We start from the raw sequence: 21,868 nt of genomic DNA on the forward strand, positions 1-21,868 counted from the left end.
TATCAATGAATTAGGAAACAATCATCTTTTCAAGACATTGGCAGTCGATAGATCATTTTAAAAAATACGTATATCATAATGTTTTAGCATAATTCCATGTTGTCATATATGTGAATAACTGATTTTACAATCACACCCTCTACTTTCATTAAAATAGCTATACAATTGCTTCTTTCAACCTCCATTATATGAAGGGAAACAAACAACACACATCTTGATAGTCTATTTAAATACCATCTTAATTCACATTTTTAGATGTTAAAATGGATTATTATTAAATTATCTATAATCATTCATTAATGGTCTTTACAATGCTTGTAATTAATAGAGTATAGATAAAGTGATGTAACTTGCAAAAAAAGAGGTATTTAGATAAGTTTAGTAGGAATTAGGTGCAAAAAAATATACTGACTGTACGAGAGAATAAGACAAAAGCTTACTTTAGACATACTATTACTATTAAATTGTGTCGCTATTGCTAAAGTTGAAAGTTTTGTTGTATTTAAAAAGCTTACTTTTGTCTCTAGTCTCTATAAGTATCACTTTTCCACTGTTTTATCAAAATTTTTCGTTACAAAATTTTGCAAGTCTTCAACTAAATTTTGGGTTTCTTCTTGAGTAATATTAAATTCATTAAAAACACTTTGTGAAATATCAGATAGAACATTTTGAATATCCTTGCCACGTTCTGTTAAAGAAATTTGAAGGTTCCGTTCATCATGTTCTTCACGAGTTCGAATGACATAATTCTTTTTCTCTAATTTTTTTAATAATGGTGTCAGCGTGCCAGAATCCAAGAAGACTCTTTCGCCTAGTTTTTTAATGTTAAGTTTCTCATCATCTTCTATCGCCATTAATACAATATAACCTGTGTATGTAAGACCATACTCTTTTAGGTAATCTGTATATTTTTTGATGATTTCTTTAGAGGAAACATAAAATAAAAAACATAATTGTTTGCTCAAATAACTATTCTCTACATACATTTAATCACTCCTTGTTAAGGTAACAATATTATGAAGCGTATCACTTGTCAAGTATTGATTTCATCACTATAATTCAAATTGTTTTAAATTAAATTTATCAAATATTTGAATGAGTTTAATTTGATAATAAAGCAATTTTTTAAAAAATTAGAGGAGTGCGAAAATTGACACGTATAAATGATTTTAACGAAGTGCTTAACAGTAGAAAATCAGTAAAGGTATTTGACGAGAATTATAAAATTCCTCGAGAAGAAATGGATGAAATCATTACTAAAGCAACTAAAGCACCTTCATCGGTTAATATGCAACCATGGAGAATTGCTGTTGTAGAAAGTGATGAAATGAAAGAAAAAGTTAAAGAATCATTTGGATTCAATTCCAGACAGTTAACTACATCCTCAGCTATGTTAATTATTTTTGGAGATTTACAAATTACGAAAAAGCTGAACAGATTTATGGCGATGCTGTAGAACAACAATTGATGACAGAAGATATCAAAGCACAGCTATTAGATTGGATATTACCCTATTATAAAAACTTATCTAGAGAAGGCATGAAAGATATAGTGAATATAGATAGTAGTTTAATGGCAATGCAATTAATGCTTACAGCGAAAGCTCATGGATACGATACAAACCCTATTGGCGGCTTCGATAAAGAAAATATTGCGGATATTATTGGTTATGATTCTGACAGATATGTGCCAGTTTTAGCGATTGCTATAGGTAAAAAAGCACAAGATGCACACGATTCAGTGAGACTTCCGATTGATGATGCAAGGGAATTTTTATAAAACTTCTCAAAATTTTCACATTTACAAACGAACATTTTGTTACAATTTAACTAAATCTTTCTTTTCTATACGAATTAATCGTTTATAATTGTGTGTGATAAGATAAAAGGAGTTTCTATAATAATGAGTAAGAAACAGGTTATTTTTAGGGTAATCATTATTTTGATTATCTCTCTAATATTAGCAATTGCATTTTTCTTCGGACTCAAAGCTTATCAAGGTCATAAAAATCTTGAACTGATTGATAGCTATATGAGCGACCATCATCTTAATGATAAAGTGAAAAAAGACAAAACATCATATAGCACTAAAAAGGGGCTATACTATAAAGAAGTTGTTTTCAAAGATGAACCTAACGTGACATATGTGATTCAACCTATCAGTACTTCAAAAGGAATATTCATTGAAGGTTTTGATAGCGAAACGAAGAAAAGTATTAAAAAAGCAAAACATAGTGATTTTGATCAAAAATATAAACCTTCTAAATAAAGGATTAACACACAGTTTTATTTAAACATAGAACTGTGTGTTTTTTAGTGTTGTTTTTAATAGGAAGAAATGCAGCATGCATGTACTTTTTATAAAAAAATTATATAGCTATTTTGATGTTATCTGATATAATTAAGTGATGTCAGATGAAGGGGAGTTTGCATAATGGCTCTATTCAAGAAAAAAATAAGTCTACCAACGCAAGTAATTATTGCTTTGGTACTCGGTGTCATCGCTGGTCTATTACTATATGGACAAGATGATGTTGCAAATTATATTAAGCCATTTGGTGATGTGTTCTTAAATTTAATTAAGATGATCATCATTCCGATTGTATTTTGTTCATTAGCCTTATCTATTTCAAATTTAGGGGATTCTAAAAAGGTAGGAAGCTATGGATGGAAAGCAATCCTTTATTTCGAGATTATTACAACTATCGCTATAGGTTTAGGTCTTATCATTGGTAATCTATTCAAACCAGGTTCGGGTCTAGATCCAGATAAATTACCTAAAGGCGATATTACTAAATATCAATCATCTGCACATTCAGCAGAACAAGCGACTACTTATGGTAATCATCTTATAGATACATTAGTTCATATTGTGCCAACGAATTTATTTGAATCTATGGCAAAAGGTGAGTTATTACCGATTATCTTTTTCGCAGTATTTTTTGGATTAGGATTAGCTGCGATAGGAGAAAAAGCAGAACCCGTTAAAGGATTCTTAAATGGTACTTTAGAAGCTGTATTTTGGATGATCAATAAAATTTTAAAATTAGCTCCAATTGGAGTATTTGCATTTATCTGTACGACAGTAATGACTTTTGGTGCTTCTGCATTAATTCCATTATTTAAATTATTAGTTGTTGTAGTATTTGCTATGGTTTTCTTTGTTATAGTAGTATTAGGAATTGTTGCAAGAATGGTTGGAATAAGTATTTTTTCAATCATGAAGATACTTAAAAGTGAATTGTTACTTGCCTTTTCTACTTCAAGTTCAGAAGCAGTATTGCCGATTATGATGAAGAAAATGGAACGCTTTGGTTCTCCAAAAGATGTTACTTCATTTGTTATTCCTATCGGTTATTCATTTAATTTAGATGGCTCAGCTTTATATCAATCTATAGCTGCTTTATTTGTTGCTCAAATGTATGATATGCATTTATCATTAACTGAACAACTTGTATTAATGGCCACACTTATGATTGCTTCAAAAGGTATGGCTGGGGTGCCAGGCGTATCTATTGTAGTTTTATTAACAACATTAAGTTCTATGAACATACCAGCACAAGGTATTGCTTTAATTATTGGCGTTGATCGTTTATTAGATATGGTTCGTACCTGTGTTAATGTTATTGGTAACGCACTATCAACAGTTGTTATTGCTAAGTGGGAAAACGTCTATGATAAAGAAAAAGGTCAAAACTACTTAAATTCAATTTAAAAAATTTATATATCTGACATTTTAGAGCCACTTACAATCTATGATTGTAAGTGGCTCTTATGCATTTTTGAAAAAATGTAAACAGAAGCAAAACAATTTATGATTGTAAGTGGCTCTTATGCATTTTTTAAAAATGTAAATTTAAAAAGCACAAAGATGATTTTTTAGTTTAAAATCATCTTTGTGCTAAATTGTTCTAATTTAAATGCAAGTTTTAATACTTCTACATTCCGTGTTTCATATTACCCATATCATGGATTTTTGACATTAAACCATGAGGTACGTCATCGTGATCAACTTTCTTAACTTTAGTAATTTTTCCAGTTTTTTCATCTTTAAAGAGCATCACAAAATCTTCTTTTTTAACTGATACATTAGCATCTTTAGGTAATTCTACGTTTTTTTCAATTTTTTCATTTTTAGTATTTATCATTTTATCAATGGTCGTGCTATCTTTCATAATACCGTAGTATGAATCTTTCTTACCACCCACGAACATCATGATTACTAGTACAATACAAACGATAACCATAATTGTGATAAGACCTATGCCTAATCCTTTTTTATTTTTCATTATTGAAAACTCCTTTATCTATATTAATTCATTTATACATAATTTTAAGTCATTTTGCAATTATATATTGTAGTATAAAGAAAATAAAATTTATAAAATGGAGCTTGATGATATGAATGACAAAAAATAGACAATAAATAACCGCATCATAATCTAAAATGATTATAATACGGTAAATTTTGATATTATTTTATAACTCAATTGTAGCTGGCGTATCTAGTTCATCATCATTCATTAATTTAATTGAACGAGGTATAACTTTGAGTACACATAATTCAGGATCTTCTTTTGAATTGAAAAATGTTTTGTCTTGAGTTTCCCATAACCAATCAATAACTTTTTGATCTTTGACAACTTCTATAGTGGCATCTATTTCAACAAAGCTATTGTTTGTTGTTTCGTTATAACCTAATAAAATGTGAGCATCAGGATTATTTTCTATTTCTTCGACTTTTAGTGAATTGACATTCGTTTTTGTATATAAGTTTAAGTCATCGTTGTAAAAGACCATATATCTGCTATTAGGTTTATTATGATGTGCAGTTGACAGGACACCAATTTTTGAAGAATTTAATACTTTTTCTATTGCTTTTGTCACTTGTTGTTTATTCAAAATTATCATCTCCTTATTATTGTATATATCCTTATCACACATAATTTAAACGAAACAACCTTATGATGATTTTTAAGAAGGTTTAAAACAAATATATTTGACTTCATCGTGTTTTAAGGTGACATGAAAAGGAAGATGATGGTCATGTTGTATAGCTAATTCTGTTTTTGGTTGATTTGATTTATCAAGTTCATCAAGAATACTACGTTCAATATAAAATTGTTGTTTAGTTTGTGGTAGAAGGTTTTGAATTGCGCCATGCTCATGATTTAACGTTTTAATAATAATTAATGAGTTGGTTGATAATGTATTTTTAAAAACGTAGCGCTGTTGACTGTCAGATAGATAACGATCATTTATTTTATTAAATAATAAAAAGTGATAGTTACCATCTTTGCGACTCATTAAAAAATTGTTAGCTATCTCTAAAGGTTCATTTAAAAATGGTTCGATTAATTTATAGAGGTGCATGAGAGGTAGGGGACTACCATAACGATTAAATAAGGCAATAAAAGGACTCTCATCTTCTATCAGTTGATAACTTACACCACCCCCGTAACGCATTAATGCGACTAAATGACAAACAAGGTCAGATAATTGAAGTGGATAAGTACCATTGTTTGTATATTTAAAACACTTTAAAGATAAATTATTGTAAACAAATTTAGTTGAAGGTATACCGGAATCTAATATAAATTGTTTATAATTTTCAAAGTGTGTGGACGAATGTAAGTACGATTTACGTTTGGTAATTAATGAGTTTTTGGTTTCTAGATTTTCAATGTCTATAAAATAGTAATCGAAATTTAATCGCTTCATCATATCATAAGTTCGATCAATAGAAGAATTTTGGTGTAGTAATCCTTCAACAGTTATACTATAACGGATAGCCTTATTTTTATTTTTAATTTTTAAATGGCATAAATGTATATCGTTCACTGACATATTCTCAGTTTCAAAGACTAACATAAATTTAACCATTTTTTTGTTCATTTTATAATCTTGGTGGCTATTAAGAAATAATAAAATTATTTCTTTGATAGATTCAAATTCATTTGTAGATGTTAATCTCATGGCTAAACCTATATTTTTTTCGAATAATTTTTCAAAGCATCGATTTAATAAATTAAAGTTCACCTATCGCGTCGAAATATCAGTGATATCATTGATAAAAATTACAGCTTGTGGCAGGGAGGTAAGATCAATGTTGTAATATTCATTAAAAACAAATTGAAATAATTCGTTGAAATTTTGAAAACGTATAAACGCTTTAGAGTTTTTAGTCTGATCTTGAGGATAAAATTCATTGATATCTCTTTCAGTCGTTTCAGTAGCCCAATGATCACTAAACTCAAATTGATTAATTAATTCAATATATTGTGAAAAGTCAGTATCACTAAAACTTATCGAAGGTAAGGGGTCTAACTTAGAGATAATCGTTCGGTATTGTTTTGGGCTACAACCTAAATAATTTTTAAATTGATTTGTAAAATTGGTATGACTACTAAATCCAGATTGTTCTGAAATAGCGTTAATTGAGTCCTCAGATGAAAGTAGCCTTTTTATAGAGTCAATCACTTTTAAGCTTGTAAAATAATCTTTAAAATTCATATTAAGATATCTTGCAAATAGGTTAGAACAATAAGATTCAGATATATTACAATGTTGAGCTACTTCTCGTAGTGAGAGTGACTGTGATACTTTTGAATGAATAAATGTTAATCCTTCAGTAAACACTGAATGATTAACTGCAATTTGAGGAATATATTTTTTCTTATATCGAATGACTGCTTCTTTTAGTAGCGTTTGTATTATTTTAGAGATGGATTGCTCATCTTGATTTTCTCCTTTTATTAAATGTTGAATAGCTTGTAAAATAATTGTTTTAACAAAACTGCTTGATTGTAATAAATGTCTGTCAAAATAACATTTAAAAAATTTATTATCTTTACTATAAAAATAAATAACTGGAATAGAGAGTAATACGAGATTTGAAGCACTATTAATAAAATAGATGTCAGATTGATTAATGATAGCTATATGATTACCTAAATCTTTTGTTTCACCATTAATAGTGATTTTTAAGTCATTTGTAAGTGAAAACATTAGAATAATTCTATTAATATTGCGTTCAGGGGGAGAATGATATTCTTTATATATATTTAAAAAACATGTCATTGTATATTACATTAGCTCCTTGAATGAATTGAATAACTAAATTTAAATGTGACCGTGTATATCTATTTCGCTCAATTATTTAGTTGTTTTGATAGAATAATAAATGTAATTATAAGCGATTGATAAAGAAATAGTAATAGTAAAAAATAAAATTTTTCTTGGCTAAATACAGAAAATTGTTAGAAATTATAAGTTTCGCACAATATAAAAGTTGATTTAGGAATATAGGGTCATTATTTTGGAAAATTTAGATAGAGTCAAAAAGAGAATTTTATTACATAATTAATGTTAGATTTCGTTTCCTTTTAAAAATCTAAAAGAGCAATTTAGAGGTTTAGGAGAAGTTCGAATGAATTATAAAACGAAGTCACTGTAACTAAATGTACGCTGCTCATTTCAACGTTAATTGAAAGAACAATAAAAGAGATATCGACCATAACAAGACTCAACATGTTTGATGTGTCATTATTCAGCACTTATTATCAATTGAGCAAAAATGTTTCATACCTATGTAATCTCTTAAAACTTTTCCAATTACATCAATGAATTCAACAGCAAGAAAACACAAGCACTATGATCCGAAAATAACTCCATTAAAATTCTATTTTTTGATTATTAATTTTTAAATTAAGATGAATAAACATTAGCATATGGGTAGTTTTGATGAAAGTTAAACATTTTATTTCAACATCAAGAATCAACATCTATGCACGTTTTAAATGTACCATAAGTTTATGTTCAATATTGAAGTAGCAACAATTAGAATTTTGAATTAAAATGACTCTCCCCCAAAGTAACATTTAATTTAAATTTTAAGCATTGTCATGGTGCTCGCCGTAAAGTTTTAGATTTCATTAAGTATTCATATCGCTATTAATTCTTTTCAACAAATAGTTTAAAGACTCTCAATCATACTTATAAACTATAAATGTGAGTGGTTTGATGAGTAGAATTTTCATATAGATGTCATCATCTATAGGCGTACATTTTCGCAAGATTTTCTGTATAAAGGATATGTACAGATTTTAAACTGCCTGCAAAGTATCAAACCACTGTGCCGGCAGTTTTTTATTTTAAAACCAAAATTGACATATAAATAAAGATCTGTTTTACGTATTCGTGCTTGCCTGAAGAAATATAATTGTTAAATGATTTTGTCACTTCATTTTGTAATATTGAGTATGGTACTTTGTTGTAAGTACTCGACAGCATATTTATCTGCTAAATTTTTTAAAAAAGACAACAGCTCAAAATAGTCAATTTGATTTTCAATATACAACGCTTTTAATTCTCGGCTATGTTGTTTTTCATATTGTGTACATTGTTTTTTGAAATACCCCCACATATGTTCAAAAGCATTGATAACTGAGCCTTTTGTAGGTGTAATGGTTAAAGCGTGCGTTATATGTTCTTTCACTTCACCCAATGTGGTAGGCGATTTTAATAACGTTCTTATCGAATGATATGCATTCTGATCATGAAATAGCACACGATATTTTTCTTCACGCCACAATTTTTCTATTTTTCCGCGTTCTTTCAACTAAATCCCCTCCAAAGTGATATTGATTTAACTGCAGATGTTAAAGCTAGTTTAATATTTTTTAAGAAAAATGAATAGGAGTATTGTGTAAATGATTGGAACCGGTTACAATATAATTAAGTTATTTGAATCGGTTCTAAAAGGAGGATGAATATGAGTTATAAAAAATCTGCTGAAGAAATACTTAAAGCAATTGGCGGTGAAGAAAATTTAGATGCAATGGCACATTGTGCAACTCGATTACGTTTAGTATTGAACGATGAGAGTAAAGTAGATGAAGATACCTTGTCTAATATGGACGTCGTCAAAGGAACATTCTCTACAGGTGGTCAATACCAAATTATTATAGGTTCAGGGACAGTAAATAAAGTATTTAATGAATTAGAAAAAATAACTGGAAAAGAAGCATCTACGACTTCAGAAGTTAAAGATAAATCATCTAAGCATATGAATCCATTCCAAAAATTTGTGAAAATGTTATCTGATATCTTTGTTCCTATTATTCCGGCTATTGTAGCTGGTGGTTTGTTAATGGGATTAAATAATATTTTCACAGCTAAAGATTTGTTCTATGATGGTAAATCTATCATAGATGTACATAGTCAATTTTCTGGCTTGGCTGATATGATTAATATATTTGCAAATGCACCTTTTACATTATTACCAATACTTATTGGTTTTAGTGCAGCTAAGCGATTTGGTGGTAATCCTTATTTAGGTGCAGCTCTAGGTATGATACTTGTTCATCCTGGATTGATGAGTGCATATGATTTTCCAAAAGCTTTAGAAGAAGGAAAAGCTATTCCACACTGGGATGTCTTTGGGCTACATATTAATGAAGTAGGTTATCAGGGACAAGTATTACCTATGCTCGTAGCAACATATATTTTAGCTACGATTGAAAAATGGTTACGTAAAGTTATTCCAACTGTGTTAGATAATTTATTGACGCCATTATTATCAATTTTTATTACAGCATTTATAACATTTTTATTTGTAGGGCCTGTCACTCGTCAATTAGGTTATTGGTTATCTGATGGATTGACTTGGTTATATGAATTTGGTGGAGCTATTGGTGGACTTATATTTGGTTTATTATATGCGCCAATCGTCATTACAGGAATGCACCATAGCTTTATTGCAGTTGAAACGACATTAATTGCTGATGCGACTAAAACAGGTGGTTCATTTATCTTCCCAATCGCAACGATGTCAAATATTGCACAAGGTGGTGCAGCTTTAGCTGCATTCTTTATCATTAAGCAAAATAAAAAATTAAAAGGTGTTGCTTCCGCGGCGGGTATTTCAGCTTTACTAGGAATTACAGAACCAGCAATGTTTGGTGTCAATCTTAAATTGAGATATCCATTTATAGGTGCTGTTGCAGGATCAGGTATAGGTGCGGCTTATATTTCATTCTTCAAAGTAAAAGCGATAGCGCTTGGTACAGCTGGATTACCTGGATTTATATCTATAAATCCTACACACGCTGGTTGGTTACATTACTTAATAGGAATGCTAATTGCATTTGTTGTTTCAGTTGTCGTCACTTTAGTACTTTCTCGAAGAAAAACAAATAAGACAGCTGTTGAATCATAGTAGAGACTTAAAATTTTGACACAATTTTAAACATATAATAATACCCTTAGTTAGATTGAGTGCTAATCTATAACTAAGGGTATTTGTTGTTATAATTTTTGTTTTTTCCATAAAAAGATACTAACGATAGCTACTAGAATAAGTGAAATTCCCACAACAATAATCCAAGACACGTAACTATGATCATCAATTGGTAAGGGTACATTCATACCAAAGAAACTAAAGACGAGTGTAGGAAGGGTCAAAAGAACCGTAAACAACGTTAATGTTTTCATGATGTTATTCATATCATTAGATAATAATGAAGCATACGAAGAAGTGATACTCTCAAGTATTCGTTGATGTAATTCAGTCGTTTCAATAGCTTGGTTGTTTTCTATCACCAAGTCTTCAAGTAGCTCTTCATCCTCTTCAAAACGTTTGATTGCAGGAAGACGAAAGAGTTTTTTAATAATTGTGTCGTTACCTTTTAGTGCAGCTAAGAAGTATACTAAACTTTTTTCTACTTCCATTAGTTTAAAAAGCTGCTTGTTAGTAATGTTATTTTTGAGTTCTCTTTCAATACGAATCCTAGATTTATTAAGCAATCTTAAATTTCTATTGTAGTGATTTGCTATTGTTGTTAGTATTTCAAGTGCAAATCGACTGTGAAATTTCAAGTTAATATCTTCTTGTTTAGCAAAGTTTTCTAAAAATTCATTTTCAGCATCGCAAACAGTCATAACGATACCATTTCCAATAATAATGCCTAATGGGATGGTCACAAACGACAAGACACGCCGATTGGTAGAATTGACGATAGGTAAGTCAATAATAATTAGCGAGTATCCCGTATCTTCGTCATATTCAATACGTGCACTCTCTTCAGAGTCTAACGGATCTCGAATAAAATCCTCAGGTATATTGTAAAATTCCATCAAACCTTCAATTTCTTCTCTATCTGGTTCTACTACATTTATCCATGAAGCACTATGATTGATTTCAGTTTCAATAATTTGTGAAGGATGATGAAGTGCGTGTTTATAAGCTGTAATCATAATTAATAGTTCCTTTCAGCGTCCACTAGAATAAGGATGATACTAAAGTTAATTAAATAAATTTTAAACTTCTAAATTTGTGGCATCAAGCTTCTTAAACTTCGGACATAATTTTTAAATATCATACTCTCTTGGCCTAAATATGATATATAAAGTTGAATCACATTCCTATTGTATAGTTAGGTATAAGAAAAAGTAGATGAATTTTGCTATATTATCAATCCAGCTACTAATAACTTTAGATTGTACATTAATCATTAAATATATAATTTATCTTTAAGGCATATGCAGATTACTTATGATTTAATAGTATGGTTAATTATAATAAACTTTATACAACTTATTCAATCTTCGAAATTTTGTTGATCACTTAGTAAGGTGATTCTAAAATGAATAAACTTTATTTTATATTACAAATTGCCATTTTGCTACATACTTAATTGATTTATTAACTTTATGATTTATATATACTTGTATTTAATTTACTAGATAAAATTTCTATTTTTATATTTGTGTCTAATTCGAAAAAATTAGAATAGTTATTGTTAAGATGAGTGATAATGTCTAATATGAAAAACGGAGCAAAATTTTTATATGAAAGGAGGGATGTTGGTTTTAAAAATAATGTCTAAACATAGTGCTACGTTAGTTATTATGTTTTTAATAACTTTATTGCCTATTTTTCAATATCAAGCTTCTGCACATGCGACTTTAGAAAAATCAACACCACAACAGCAAGGGGTTATTAAAGACAAACCAGAAGCAATCAAGTTAGAGTTTAATGAACCTGTGAACACCAAATACTCGAGTGTGACCTTATTTGATGATAAAGGTAAAAAGATTAAAGACCTTAAACCAATAACAACTGGATGGTCTCAGACAGTTGTATTTTCATCTGAGCAAATTGTTAATGGCACGAATACTATTGAATGGCATACGGTATCTGCGGATGGACATGAAGTCGGAGATACGTTTGAATTTTCAGTTGGAAAAGTGAGGCTAAAGATGTAGATAAATCTTCACCTTTTTATGAAAAGTCTAAATTTTGGTTTGGATTATTAAGATATGTTACTGAAGGTGCAAACTTTCTACTTATTGGCTTGTTTTGGTTAAATGGTATTGCTAGGAAACGAGGATTAAGACAATTTAATGTGTTACCCAAGCAATCAGGAATTGCATGGATTATGGCTATGTCAGTACTCGTGAGTCTTGTGGTTTATATGATGACACTCACATCTGATATATTAGAAGATATTCTATCATTTAAATTAGAAGTGATAATGCAATTTCCGTATATATTAAGCTCTATTTCACTAATCATTTTGTTTATACTTTTCATTTTAAAAGATATGGAAAAATATGGTACTGGCTCATTTCAATAATTATGATTGCTGTGATAAGTATGTCTGGACACGTGTGGTCACAACAAGTGCCATTATGGTCAATTATCATAAGAACAATTCATCTTATAGGGCTAACGTTATGGTTAGGTTCACTCGTTTATCTCATTTGTTATGCTATTAAAGTGAAAATTAATCAGTTGACGAGTGTAAGACGTATGCTTTTAAAAGTTAATATCATTGCTGTGTTTATGCTCGTTTTTACAGGGATTTTAATGGCTATTGATGAAACGAATACTTTAACACTTTGGAATAATGTGAGCGCTTGGTCTATTTATCTTGTCATAAAAATCGCAGGAATTATTACTATGATGCTATTAGGTTTCTATCAAACGATGCGTGCTTTGAGACAACGACAACAGGTCCATCGTTTTGCACTGATGACTGAATTGTTAATTGGTATGATATTAATTTTTGCAGGTATCATGATGAGCAAATAAATATACCTAGTTGAAGAGGGAAATGATGTTACGCAAATTACTGTTGTTAACTTTTATAGTATTTTGGGGGATCGGATTTTTTAAGTATGCTGATGCACATGTCACACTTAATCCTAATGAAAGTGAACCTGAATCATATGATAAGTATGATGTAAGGGTGCCTGTTGAGCAAAATGATCATACAATGAAAGTAGAATTAGATGTGCCAAAGGGATTAAACGTTGAGAGTGTTAAACCTATTGAAGGTTTTAAACATCATTTTTTAAAGATAAAAAAGGGAACATTACTAAAATAACATGGACTGCTACAGATAAAGGTATTGGTCCCCATGAGTTTATTGAATTTCCTATTGTAGTGGCTAATCCTAAAAAGGAAGGCACATTCAAATGGAACGCTACTCAAACTTATGATAATGGAGATGTTGTTAAGTGGACTGGGAAGGAAGATAGTGCGCACCCTACACCAACTACAACTGTAAAAAAAGGTGCAAATCCAAATGACACTCATTCTGACTCGAGTCAAGGTGATTCAATCGTTTTATGGATAGTTGCTATCGTAGCAATTGTGATTTCGTTGATTGCTCTTTTTAAACAAGCGCATCCAAAAAAATTTAATTGAATCGTTTTGAATATGAATAGTATTTTCTGATTTAAAGGTTCTACGTCTTTAGATAATAATTTAATATAGATTTCTATTAATTTACAAAGACAAATGAGACTGTGGCTAAGAATTCACCTAAATTTCTGGCTAGCTCTTTATTTTATAGTCGTGATTTTGTCACTTTAATAAAAATGAATATGTTTTATAATATAATTTTAAGGAGGATTTTTTATGCGTAGATTATTATACTCTTTTTTATTTTATATGGTCATAGGTTTATTAAGTGGCTTTTACTACAGAGAATTAACTAAAGCGCATGACTTTGTGGGTGACACGCAATTGTCTTTAGTGCATACACATACACTTATCTTAGGCATGTTTATGTTTTTACTCTTATTACCACTTGAAAAAGTATTTAAATTAAGTAGTTATTACTTATTTAATTGGTTCTTTTTCGTGTATCATTTAGGTGTGTTAATCACGATTTCAATGATGACAGTTAAAGGTACATTCCAAGTTATTGGTAAAAAATTTTCACCCGAAATGTTTGCGGGATTTGCAGGCATAGGTCATACAGGTATGCTTGCAGGTTTACTGTTACTTTTTTTCTTATTAAGACAGGCTATTCTTACAGAACCCAAAAAATAAAGTCGAAATACTAAAAAATGTTTGGTAGAGTGGATTTAGATTTTCAATAACTAGATAGGTGATAGATAATGACTAAGATTCACTTTGAAGCACCCAGTCCCGAAGATTACTGTAATTTAAGAGCTAATGCTGGAATGAGTAGTAAATCGATTGAAGCGGCAATAAAGGGGCTTCCTCATGCATGTTTTAATGTGACCCTTTATGAGAATGATATGTTGATTGGTATGGGGCGAGTGATTGGGGATGGTGGTACAGTTTTCCAAATCGTCGATATTGCTGTGAAAGATATATATCAAGGTTTGGGTCATGGAATGGCAATTATGCATGAAATAATGAAGTATATTGAGAGTGTTGCTGAAGAAGGTACATATGTGAGCTTGATAGCAGATTATCCGGCAGATCAATTATACGAGAAGTTTGGATTTAAAAGTACTGAGCCTTATTCAAAAGGTATGTATATCAAATATTAAATATTAAAGTAAAAACGTCATGAAATGCATTTGCTTTTGCATCCAATGACGTTTTTTAGTTATTTAAACATTGAAATCAATGACAATACGTCCAGTATTATTATGATTGATGACTTGATCGATTGCTTTTGGGATTTCATCGAATGAAATAACATGTTTGATGTCATGTAATTGTTGTGGTTTTAAGTCTTTTGCAAGTCTTCTCCAAACACGTTTTCTTAGTTTAATTGGAGTAAATACTGAATCGATACCAATTATACTTGCTCCTCTTAAAATGAAAGGAAAGACGGTTGTTTCAAAATTGTTACCACCAGTCATGCCAATTAATGCAACACTTCCGTTGTTATCCAATCGTTTGACGATGTACGGTAAGTTTTCACCACCAACTGGATCAATGGCTGCCTGCCATGTTCTCTTCTCTAATGGTTTACTATTATCTTCTGGTAAACGGCCAATTACTTCTTTAGCACCAAGCTTTTTAAGTTTTTCTTCGGCGTCATCTCTACCCGTACTTGCAATAACATCATACCCTAAGTTATTTAACATGAGTAATGAAATCGTTCCGACGCCTCCAGTGGCACCTCGTACAAGCACTTCTTTACCTTCAATAGACATACCTGATTTTTCAAGTTGTTCTATAGCTAAACCTGCTGTATAGCCAGCAGTACCGTAAATCATAGCTTCTTCCAATGTTAAATCTTCAGGTAATTCAATCACCCATTCTGATTTAACACGTGCGTATTCACTGAAGCCTCCGTAATGACTTACACCTAAATCATAGCTTGTTACGATGACTTTATCTCCAACCTCAAAGCCTGGAGCATTTGTTTCTTCAATGGTACCTGCTAAATCTATACCAGGGACCATCGGATATTGTTTTACTATTTTGTTATGGTCCTGAGTGGCTAGTGCGTCTTTATAATTTATGCCAGAATAATGTACTTTTATTAAAACGTCACCCTCAGGTAAGTCATCTTTAGTTAGTTCTTTATAACTATTTGAAACAATACCGTTGTCATCTTGATCGACTACAAAAGCTTTGAATTTTTCTACCATATTTCTACACTCCTCTAATGATGAATTGAATCAATATTAAATTTTAAAGATATTATTTAATGATTCGCTTGATATTACCCTGTTTTTATTTTTAATATAAGGAAACTGCTTTTCTAACAAACTTTATATCATTCATTGTATAATTTAATTTGAAAATTTAAAACTTATTAATAGCAAAAATGTCAATGTACACATCTAATTCACAAAATTAACTTTTTAAGGTTTTAGAGGGGGATTTAAATGGGGGAAAGGATAAGAAGTGTTCAAATAACTGAGGTAGAGCAACTACAACTAATTGCTAAAAGAACATTTTTTACAACGTTTAGAGAATCTTATAGTGATGAGGACTTCAAGCAATTTTTTAGTGATGCATATGATATAGATGTGTTGAGAAAAGAATTGGAACAAAGTAATTCTTTTCATTATTTTTATGAAGTTGATCAAAATATAGTAGGTTTCTTGAAATTGAACATTAATGATGCTCAGACTGAAAACAAAGGTCATGCATATTTGGAAATACAACGCATTTACTTTGATGAAGCATTTCAAGGGAGTGGAAGAGGACAATTATTTATCAATCTAGCTATTGATCAAGCTATCAAATTTGGGAAATCGAAAATATGGCTTGGTGTTTGGGAGCATAATCCTAAAGCGCTTAGCTTTTATAAAAACAGAGGATTTAGAGTTACAGGGTCGCATCAATTTTATACTGGAAGTGTAGTAGATAATGATTTGATTATGGAGTTGGATCTTACAACAAACTATAAACAAAGTTTATAGTTCAATCATAAAATATAAATGAGCTAGGGTTATGTTTAATATTGTTCGCATTTAGCATTAATATTAGATATAATTGTAGCGTTGAATTTTAGTACAATATCTATGTAATTGTATTCAAAGTGAAGTCATCGAAATTAAAAATGCAATCAATATATACAGATTAGGTTTATATTTTTAATAGGTAATGATAGTTATTATAGTGACATTCAAACATACAACCTAAATTTTATAAGATGTTGTCGATTTAATATAAAGAGAAAGGACGTATAGTATGAATAAACTGACAATTATTGTCACGTATTATAATGCGGAGGAATACATCACAGGTTGCTTAGAGAGTATTAAGCAACAACGTACACAAGATTTTAATTTGATTATTGTGAATGATGGGTCGACAGACCAAAGTAAAAAATTAATGGATGAAGCTATTAAAGACTATGATAAAAACATTCGATTTATCGATTTAGATGAAAATAGTGGTCATGCACATGCGCGTAATATTGCATTAGAAGAAGTGGAAACACCTTACTTTATGTTTTTAGATGCAGATGATGAATTAGCTTCTTATGCAATCACGTTTTACTTAGAAAAGTTTAATAATACTGATGGTTTAATTGCTCCAATACATTCTTTTACTACACAACGTCCGCAATTTGTTGATTTAGATCGAGTAAGGGTTGAATACTTTAATGCCAAAGGGAATATTAATTCATTTTTAAGAAAACAGTCAGCTTGTAACATTATTTTTAGAACAGCTATTGTCAGGGCGCATCATATTCGATTTAATGAAAATTTAAATACATATGTGGATTGGTCATTTGTTCTTGAATATATGAAGTATGTAAATAAGTTTGTACGTATTTTTAACTTCCCATTTTATTTCCGTGGGGAAGTCTATGATCCATTTGAAACACTTACATTAAGTGAACAAAATTTTGATATTTTATTTAAAGATTACGTCAACAGCTTTTATGATGCCATTAAACGAGCAACAAATCCAAAAGTTAGAGAATTTATTGTCACTAAAATGGGAAATAAAATTGCTAATGAATTTGAACCAACTCGATATGATATTAATGAACGCTATCAAACACATAAGGATACGCTTGTTGAATTATCGAAATTTTTACATGTCCATTTAGTTAAAAACCAAAAGCTAATAAATAAAATTGAAACAATTTTGTTAATGAATAATGAAACTGATAAAGCTTTTAAAGTTAATCAATTTAGAAAAACGTTGCGACATGTTAAAAATATTGTTCTAAGAAGAAAAAATAAAGAACGTTCATTGTATGATTTAACAGATAAAGAAGATAATGTTAAACCGAAAACGATTGTCTTTGAATCGTTCGGTGGTAAGAATTACAGTGATAGTCCAAAGTATATTTATGAATATATGCAAAAGTATTATCCTAATTATCGCTATATATGGTCATTTAAGAATCCCGATAAAAATGTCGTACCGGGTAGTGCTGAAAAGGTTAAGCGTAATTCAGCAGAGTATTATCAAGCATACTCGGAAGCAAGTCATTGGGTATCAAATGCGCGTACACCACTTTATTTAAATAAAAAAGAAAATCAAACGTACATTCAAACTTGGCACGGTACACCATTAAAACGTTTAGCGAATGATATGAAAGTGGTACGTATGCCGGGGACTACGACACCAAAGTATAAGCGTAATTTTAATCGTGAAACATCACGTTGGGATTATTTAATTTCGCCAAATAGATATTCAACTGAAATATTTAGAAGTGCTTTTTGGATGGATGAAGAAAGAATATTAGAGATAGGTTATCCTAGAAATGATGTATTAGTTAATAGAGCCAATGATCAAGAGTATTTAGATGAAATTAGAACTCACTTAAATTTACCTAGTGATAAAAAGGTTATTATGTATGCTCCGACATGGAGAGACGATGAATTTGTGAGTAAAGGAAAATATTTGTTTGAATTAAAAATTGATTTAGACAACCTTTATAAAGAACTCGGAGATGATTATGTGATTTTATTACGCATGCATTATCTCATTTCTAACGCACTTGATTTATCTGGTTATGAAAATTTTGCAATTGATGTTTCAAACTATAATGACGTCTCTGAATTATTTTTAATAAGTGATTGTTTAATTACAGACTATTCATCAGTAATGTTTGATTATGGTATTTTAAAACGCCCTCAATTTTTCTTTGCATATGATATAGACAAATATGATAAGGGATTACGAGGATTCTATATGAATTATATGGAAGATTTACCAGGACCTATTTATACAGAACCATATGGCCTAGCTAAAGAACTAAAGAATTTAGATAAAGTGCAACAGCAATATCAAGAAAAAATAGATGCATTTTATGATAGATTTTGCTCTGTAGATAATGGTAAGGCGTCTCAATATATTGGGGATTTAATTCATAAGGATATCAAGGAACAATGATAAATTTCATACTTAATTAATAATTATAGGGTATAATATTAATGAGCAATTAATATTATGCCCTTTTTAATATTTTAATTGAAATTCAATTCAACATGATAAAGAGACAAAGTAGGAGGCGGTTTCAAATGAAAAAAGTATTAGCAAGTGCAACGATTTTATCATTAATGTTAGTAGGTTGTTCCAATGGTGGAAATGATGAAGCAAGTCATAAAGATGATAGTTCTAAAACAGAACAAAAGGATAAATCATCATCTCAACATGACTCAAAAAAAGATTCGAAACGTAATGATACAAATAATAAGCAAGACAATCAGGAAAATAACAATAATAAAGAACAAACAAGTAATCAAAATCCAAATGATGGAGAACAACGAACAAGCGAAAGACCAACAACAAATTCAAACAGAAATTCATCGGATAATCAAAATAAACAACAGCAATCAGTACAAGATAACCAGAATAAATATGTAGCACCATACCAAAGTGAAAATGCGACACGTGTTGCTCGATATCTTTCTCCATTTGAGGGCGACCGCAGTCAAGCTTTGCAACAATTACCAAATTTTGAAACTGCACTTTCCATTGCTAAAAACGAAGCTAATATGTATGGAAGCGAAAATAAATCATATAATGATTATTCAATAGAACAAACAGAAGATGGATTTAGATATGTGTTTAGCTTTAAAGATCCATCAAAAAGTAATACTTACTCAATTGTAACGCTTAATCGACAAGGTCAACCTACTGTTGTAGATCCTAACTTCCAACCTTAGTTGTAAGTATAGTGAAACTCAACAAGAATGAGTCATACTAAGCTAACAATAAAAAGCGAGCAAAATCATTTCTGTATTGCATAATGACTTTGCTCGCTTTTATTTTGAAAATCATCAATAAGATGAAGCACTTATTTCAATTGATTTGAAATAAGTTTACTAATATATTCAAATGACTGATTATTTTTATTTGTATATTTATTGTTTAATTGTGGGATGCTATCAGTAATTAAATCATTTATTAATAGTTCAGCATCGGTATACCAAATAGGTTTTAAGGTGTCCATTACGTCTTGATAGACGCCACGTTCTTCGACATATTGAGAGTGATTGGGTGTGTATAAGCAACCTTTTTTATCTACGGTTAAAGCATCAAAAATAATTGATGAGTAGTCTGTTAAAACAACATCTGAAATAATAATTAAGTCTTGCGTTTCAATATTATTAGGCGGATTTATTACGCCTTCAGGAACCAAGTCATTTTTACTCTCGACGTGTCCTTTATAGATCACATTATAATGTTTTAATAACTGTTCATTAATAGGAAATATATCATCATCAGATGAATTTGTTTTCCATGTTGGGGCATATAATAATACTCGCTTAGTAGGATCTATATTTATCTCACTAAATATACGTTTATGTAAACCTACATCATTGATACGATTTAATAAATAATTATTTCTAGGATATCCTACAGGTAATATATCAATTTTTTGACTAGGAAACGCTGATTCAAAGTATGTTTTTGATTCTTCTGAATCCACAATTAAATAATCTTGTTGTGTCCATTTATTATATTTTCGAGCTCGGTAGTTATATATATTTAAATTTTGGTGTGGCTCTTTACTATCTAAAAATAGTTTTTTAATAGGTGTCCCATGCCATAATTGAATGATTTTACCATTAGGGTGAATGTCGTCAGGAATATAGCTTTCCGTAATGACAAAAGTAGCTGTTTCAATCAAATTCTTCACATTTTCATCGTTAGTTGAAATAAAATGTGGTCCTGTTCTCTCATCTGTTATAAAGTAAGACTCTATCATAGGATTGTGTTTAACAAAGTAATTAAATAAATACTTAGAGTTACCTCGATAGCCAAAATCAAATCCTAGAAAAACGACGTGGTTCTTAAGTTTTGATGAATCCTTTTTATAAATATAGCTAATCTCTTTATGTTTTTTAACTGAATAATTCTTAATAGGAGTCACTAACCATCTTGGAGCTTTAAATTTAGTACTAAGTAGTACTGAATCATAATATCTAATACTATCGTGATCGTTAAATGGTACACGCGTAAATGGGATTCTTTGTTTATGTGCATAAGCGATGGTGTTTAAGAAGAATTTATCTCTATAAGTTAAATCATTACGGTCAAATGAGCGCCAAAATCCCTTGCTCGTTTTTAATGGTCCTTTAAAGTCTAATACGACATGACCTTCAACTGCGATATGCCCTTTAAGAATTGTTAATAATGCTAAATCAAAGATATTTTCAACTTCAAATTTATCAATAAGTTCTAATGTTGAATTAATTTCATAAATAACATTTGGATATAAATTAATATTTTTAACCCAGTCCTCAAAATCAACAAAGTCCAACCCGAAGTATTTACAATCGTTTAAATAATAATTGTTAATTGTATAGTCAACTATAAATGAAGTCTTAGGTAAAGTGATAGCTTTAATCATGGACTGATGAATTTGAATTTCATTTGAATAGGGGATGACATGCGTATAGCCGTCGCTAAGTGCACGTTCCATTTGCTCTTTTAATTTGTCCATATTTGAAATATTTATTTGCTTTATCATAAATCTTCCTTCAATCTCTTAACGATATTTGTTAGCTTTTATTTTATCATGGTGCATAATATAATTCATGTAAACATAACATAAAAATTAATATATATGTTTTTAACCTGTGAAATTAAAGCGCTTAACTACTATAAATATTAAGGTTTATTAATTGTTAACACCCCTTTACATTCATGTCACACCATTGTAAAT

General features: G+C 30.0%; 20 protein-coding genes and 2 pseudogenes. 14 read left to right on the plus strand and 8 right to left on the minus strand.

Going from position 1 to position 21,868, the window contains the following annotated elements; translation table 11 throughout:
• Positions 1 to 539 precede the first annotated feature (539 nt).
• Positions 540 to 986 (minus strand): MarR family winged helix-turn-helix transcriptional regulator, encoded by a 447-nt coding sequence (locus tag HMPREF2576_RS06840; RefSeq protein WP_001831532.1) that lies wholly within the window; start codon positions 984 to 986, stop codon positions 540 to 542.
• Positions 987 to 1,150: 164 nt separating this feature from the next.
• Here HMPREF2576_RS06840 and HMPREF2576_RS06845 point away from each other — a divergent pair.
• The 3 genes and pseudogenes from HMPREF2576_RS06845 to HMPREF2576_RS06855 all read left to right on the plus strand — a co-directional run bounded on the left by HMPREF2576_RS06845 (position 1,151) and on the right by HMPREF2576_RS06855 (position 3,714).
• Positions 1,151 to 1,779, plus strand: a pseudogene (locus HMPREF2576_RS06845) (nitroreductase family protein).
• 123 nt (positions 1,780 to 1,902) lie between these two features.
• Positions 1,903 to 2,268 carry a DUF3139 domain-containing protein gene (locus HMPREF2576_RS06850; RefSeq protein ID WP_001831482.1) on the plus strand — a complete coding sequence of 122 codons (366 nt, stop codon included), beginning with the start codon at positions 1,903 to 1,905 and terminating at the stop codon, positions 2,266 to 2,268.
• Between the two features lie 165 nt (positions 2,269 to 2,433).
• Positions 2,434 to 3,714: a dicarboxylate/amino acid:cation symporter gene (locus HMPREF2576_RS06855; protein ID WP_001831600.1), complete on the plus strand. Its 1,281-nt coding sequence runs from the start codon at positions 2,434 to 2,436 to the stop codon at positions 3,712 to 3,714.
• A 223-nt stretch (positions 3,715 to 3,937) separates the two neighbouring features.
• Here the strand turns inward: HMPREF2576_RS06855 and HMPREF2576_RS06860 are convergent, their stop codons facing one another.
• The 4 genes and pseudogenes from HMPREF2576_RS06860 to HMPREF2576_RS06875 form a co-directional block, all read right to left on the minus strand.
• On the minus strand, positions 3,938 to 4,288 hold the full coding sequence (locus tag HMPREF2576_RS06860) for a DUF4889 domain-containing protein (RefSeq protein WP_002469202.1): 351 nt from the start codon (positions 4,286 to 4,288) through the stop codon (positions 3,938 to 3,940).
• A gap of 190 nt (positions 4,289 to 4,478) precedes the next feature.
• Positions 4,479 to 4,901 carry a pyridoxamine 5'-phosphate oxidase family protein gene (locus HMPREF2576_RS06865; RefSeq protein WP_002469205.1) on the minus strand — a complete coding sequence of 141 codons (423 nt, stop codon included), beginning with the start codon at positions 4,899 to 4,901 and terminating at the stop codon, positions 4,479 to 4,481.
• Positions 4,902 to 4,973: 72 nt separating this feature from the next.
• Positions 4,974 to 7,079 (minus strand): annotated as a pseudogene (gene rsp / locus HMPREF2576_RS06870) (AraC family transcriptional regulator Rsp).
• A gap of 1,162 nt (positions 7,080 to 8,241) precedes the next feature.
• Positions 8,242 to 8,619 carry a YbgA family protein gene (locus HMPREF2576_RS06875; RefSeq protein WP_001831516.1) on the minus strand — a complete coding sequence of 126 codons (378 nt, stop codon included), beginning with the start codon at positions 8,617 to 8,619 and terminating at the stop codon, positions 8,242 to 8,244.
• A gap of 153 nt (positions 8,620 to 8,772) precedes the next feature.
• Between HMPREF2576_RS06875 and HMPREF2576_RS06880 the strand changes: the two genes are divergently transcribed.
• Entirely contained in the window at positions 8,773 to 10,218 is a 1,446-nt protein-coding gene (locus HMPREF2576_RS06880) for a sucrose-specific PTS transporter subunit IIBC (RefSeq protein WP_002456063.1), read from the plus strand.
• An 89-nt stretch (positions 10,219 to 10,307) separates the two neighbouring features.
• On the opposite strand, the gene HMPREF2576_RS06885 is transcribed toward HMPREF2576_RS06880, so the two are convergent.
• Positions 10,308 to 11,255, minus strand: coding sequence for a magnesium transporter CorA family protein (locus HMPREF2576_RS06885; RefSeq protein WP_002438349.1), 948 nt, complete (start codon positions 11,253 to 11,255; stop codon positions 10,308 to 10,310).
• Between the two features lie 624 nt (positions 11,256 to 11,879).
• Here HMPREF2576_RS06885 and HMPREF2576_RS12495 point away from each other — a divergent pair.
• The 7 genes from HMPREF2576_RS12495 (at position 11,880) to HMPREF2576_RS06920 (ending at position 14,813) form a co-directional block, all read left to right on the plus strand.
• A complete protein-coding gene (locus HMPREF2576_RS12495) occupies positions 11,880 to 12,266 on the plus strand; it encodes a copper resistance CopC family protein (protein ID WP_002493319.1) in 387 nt (128 codons plus the stop codon).
• A gap of 173 nt (positions 12,267 to 12,439) precedes the next feature.
• The gene (locus tag HMPREF2576_RS12500) at positions 12,440 to 12,637 is read left to right on the plus strand and encodes a hypothetical protein (RefSeq protein ID WP_002456065.1); all 198 of its coding nucleotides are present in this window, start codon (positions 12,440 to 12,442) and stop codon (positions 12,635 to 12,637) included.
• A 2-nt stretch (positions 12,638 to 12,639) separates the two neighbouring features.
• A complete protein-coding gene (locus HMPREF2576_RS12505) occupies positions 12,640 to 13,095 on the plus strand; it encodes a copper-binding protein (RefSeq protein ID WP_002438352.1) in 456 nt (151 codons plus the stop codon).
• A 25-nt stretch (positions 13,096 to 13,120) separates the two neighbouring features.
• Complete coding sequence (locus HMPREF2576_RS06905; RefSeq protein ID WP_002438353.1) at positions 13,121 to 13,390, plus strand: DUF1775 domain-containing protein; 270 nt, start codon at positions 13,121 to 13,123, stop codon at positions 13,388 to 13,390.
• Between the two features lie 41 nt (positions 13,391 to 13,431).
• A complete protein-coding gene (locus HMPREF2576_RS06910) occupies positions 13,432 to 13,713 on the plus strand; it encodes a transporter (protein WP_254104674.1) in 282 nt (93 codons plus the stop codon).
• A gap of 213 nt (positions 13,714 to 13,926) precedes the next feature.
• Complete coding sequence (locus tag HMPREF2576_RS06915) at positions 13,927 to 14,343, plus strand: DUF2871 domain-containing protein (protein ID WP_001831504.1); 417 nt, start codon at positions 13,927 to 13,929, stop codon at positions 14,341 to 14,343.
• A 68-nt stretch (positions 14,344 to 14,411) separates the two neighbouring features.
• The gene (locus HMPREF2576_RS06920) at positions 14,412 to 14,813 is read left to right on the plus strand and encodes a GNAT family N-acetyltransferase (protein WP_002438356.1); all 402 of its coding nucleotides are present in this window, start codon (positions 14,412 to 14,414) and stop codon (positions 14,811 to 14,813) included.
• A 63-nt stretch (positions 14,814 to 14,876) separates the two neighbouring features.
• Here the strand turns inward: HMPREF2576_RS06920 and HMPREF2576_RS06925 are convergent, their stop codons facing one another.
• A complete protein-coding gene (locus HMPREF2576_RS06925; RefSeq protein ID WP_002438357.1) occupies positions 14,877 to 15,869 on the minus strand; it encodes an NADPH:quinone oxidoreductase family protein in 993 nt (330 codons plus the stop codon).
• A gap of 240 nt (positions 15,870 to 16,109) precedes the next feature.
• Between HMPREF2576_RS06925 and HMPREF2576_RS06930 the strand changes: the two genes are divergently transcribed.
• The 3 genes from HMPREF2576_RS06930 (at position 16,110) to HMPREF2576_RS06940 (ending at position 19,862) form a co-directional block, all read left to right on the plus strand.
• Positions 16,110 to 16,649 carry a GNAT family N-acetyltransferase gene (locus HMPREF2576_RS06930; protein WP_002438360.1) on the plus strand — a complete coding sequence of 180 codons (540 nt, stop codon included), beginning with the start codon at positions 16,110 to 16,112 and terminating at the stop codon, positions 16,647 to 16,649.
• Between the two features lie 271 nt (positions 16,650 to 16,920).
• Positions 16,921 to 19,086, plus strand: a complete 2,166-nt coding sequence (locus HMPREF2576_RS11715) for a bifunctional glycosyltransferase/CDP-glycerol:glycerophosphate glycerophosphotransferase (protein ID WP_002456644.1) — start codon at positions 16,921 to 16,923, stop codon at positions 19,084 to 19,086.
• A 128-nt stretch (positions 19,087 to 19,214) separates the two neighbouring features.
• A complete protein-coding gene (locus HMPREF2576_RS06940) occupies positions 19,215 to 19,862 on the plus strand; it encodes a hypothetical protein (protein WP_002469204.1) in 648 nt (215 codons plus the stop codon).
• Between the two features lie 131 nt (positions 19,863 to 19,993).
• Here the strand turns inward: HMPREF2576_RS06940 and HMPREF2576_RS06945 are convergent, their stop codons facing one another.
• Entirely contained in the window at positions 19,994 to 21,673 is a 1,680-nt protein-coding gene (locus tag HMPREF2576_RS06945; RefSeq protein ID WP_001831509.1) for a CDP-glycerol glycerophosphotransferase family protein, read from the minus strand.
• Positions 21,674 to 21,868 lie beyond the last annotated feature (195 nt).

This window comes from Staphylococcus sp. HMSC063F05 (assembly GCF_001837075.1).
GTDB classification, from domain to species: domain Bacteria; phylum Bacillota; class Bacilli; order Staphylococcales; family Staphylococcaceae; genus Staphylococcus; species Staphylococcus epidermidis.

What these genes read in the sequence shown, in the direction of transcription:
- HMPREF2576_RS06840 (WP_001831532.1), bottom strand. Translation starts at nt 986, where the DNA reads ATGTATGTAGAGAATAGTTATTTGAGCAAACAATTATGTTTTTTATTT.
- HMPREF2576_RS06850 (WP_001831482.1), top strand. Translation starts at nt 1,903, where the DNA reads ATGAGTAAGAAACAGGTTATTTTTAGGGTAATCATTATTTTGATTATC.
- HMPREF2576_RS06855 (WP_001831600.1), top strand. Translation starts at nt 2,434, where the DNA reads ATGGCTCTATTCAAGAAAAAAATAAGTCTACCAACGCAAGTAATTATT.
- HMPREF2576_RS06860 (WP_002469202.1), bottom strand. Translation starts at nt 4,288, where the DNA reads ATGAAAAATAAAAAAGGATTAGGCATAGGTCTTATCACAATTATGGTT.
- HMPREF2576_RS06880 (WP_002456063.1), top strand. Translation starts at nt 8,773, where the DNA reads ATGAGTTATAAAAAATCTGCTGAAGAAATACTTAAAGCAATTGGCGGT.
- HMPREF2576_RS06885 (WP_002438349.1), bottom strand. Translation starts at nt 11,255, where the DNA reads ATGATTACAGCTTATAAACACGCACTTCATCATCCTTCACAAATTATT.
- HMPREF2576_RS12495 (WP_002493319.1), top strand. Translation starts at nt 11,880, where the DNA reads ATGTCTAAACATAGTGCTACGTTAGTTATTATGTTTTTAATAACTTTA.
- HMPREF2576_RS12500 (WP_002456065.1), top strand. Translation starts at nt 12,440, where the DNA reads ATGGCTATGTCAGTACTCGTGAGTCTTGTGGTTTATATGATGACACTC.
- HMPREF2576_RS12505 (WP_002438352.1), top strand. Translation starts at nt 12,640, where the DNA reads ATGATTGCTGTGATAAGTATGTCTGGACACGTGTGGTCACAACAAGTG.
- HMPREF2576_RS06905 (WP_002438353.1), top strand. Translation starts at nt 13,121, where the DNA reads ATGTTACGCAAATTACTGTTGTTAACTTTTATAGTATTTTGGGGGATC.
- HMPREF2576_RS06915 (WP_001831504.1), top strand. Translation starts at nt 13,927, where the DNA reads ATGCGTAGATTATTATACTCTTTTTTATTTTATATGGTCATAGGTTTA.
- HMPREF2576_RS06920 (WP_002438356.1), top strand. Translation starts at nt 14,412, where the DNA reads ATGACTAAGATTCACTTTGAAGCACCCAGTCCCGAAGATTACTGTAAT.
- HMPREF2576_RS06925 (WP_002438357.1), bottom strand. Translation starts at nt 15,869, where the DNA reads ATGGTAGAAAAATTCAAAGCTTTTGTAGTCGATCAAGATGACAACGGT.
- HMPREF2576_RS06930 (WP_002438360.1), top strand. Translation starts at nt 16,110, where the DNA reads ATGGGGGAAAGGATAAGAAGTGTTCAAATAACTGAGGTAGAGCAACTA.
- HMPREF2576_RS11715 (WP_002456644.1), top strand. Translation starts at nt 16,921, where the DNA reads ATGAATAAACTGACAATTATTGTCACGTATTATAATGCGGAGGAATAC.
- HMPREF2576_RS06940 (WP_002469204.1), top strand. Translation starts at nt 19,215, where the DNA reads ATGAAAAAAGTATTAGCAAGTGCAACGATTTTATCATTAATGTTAGTA.
- HMPREF2576_RS06945 (WP_001831509.1), bottom strand. Translation starts at nt 21,673, where the DNA reads ATGATAAAGCAAATAAATATTTCAAATATGGACAAATTAAAAGAGCAA.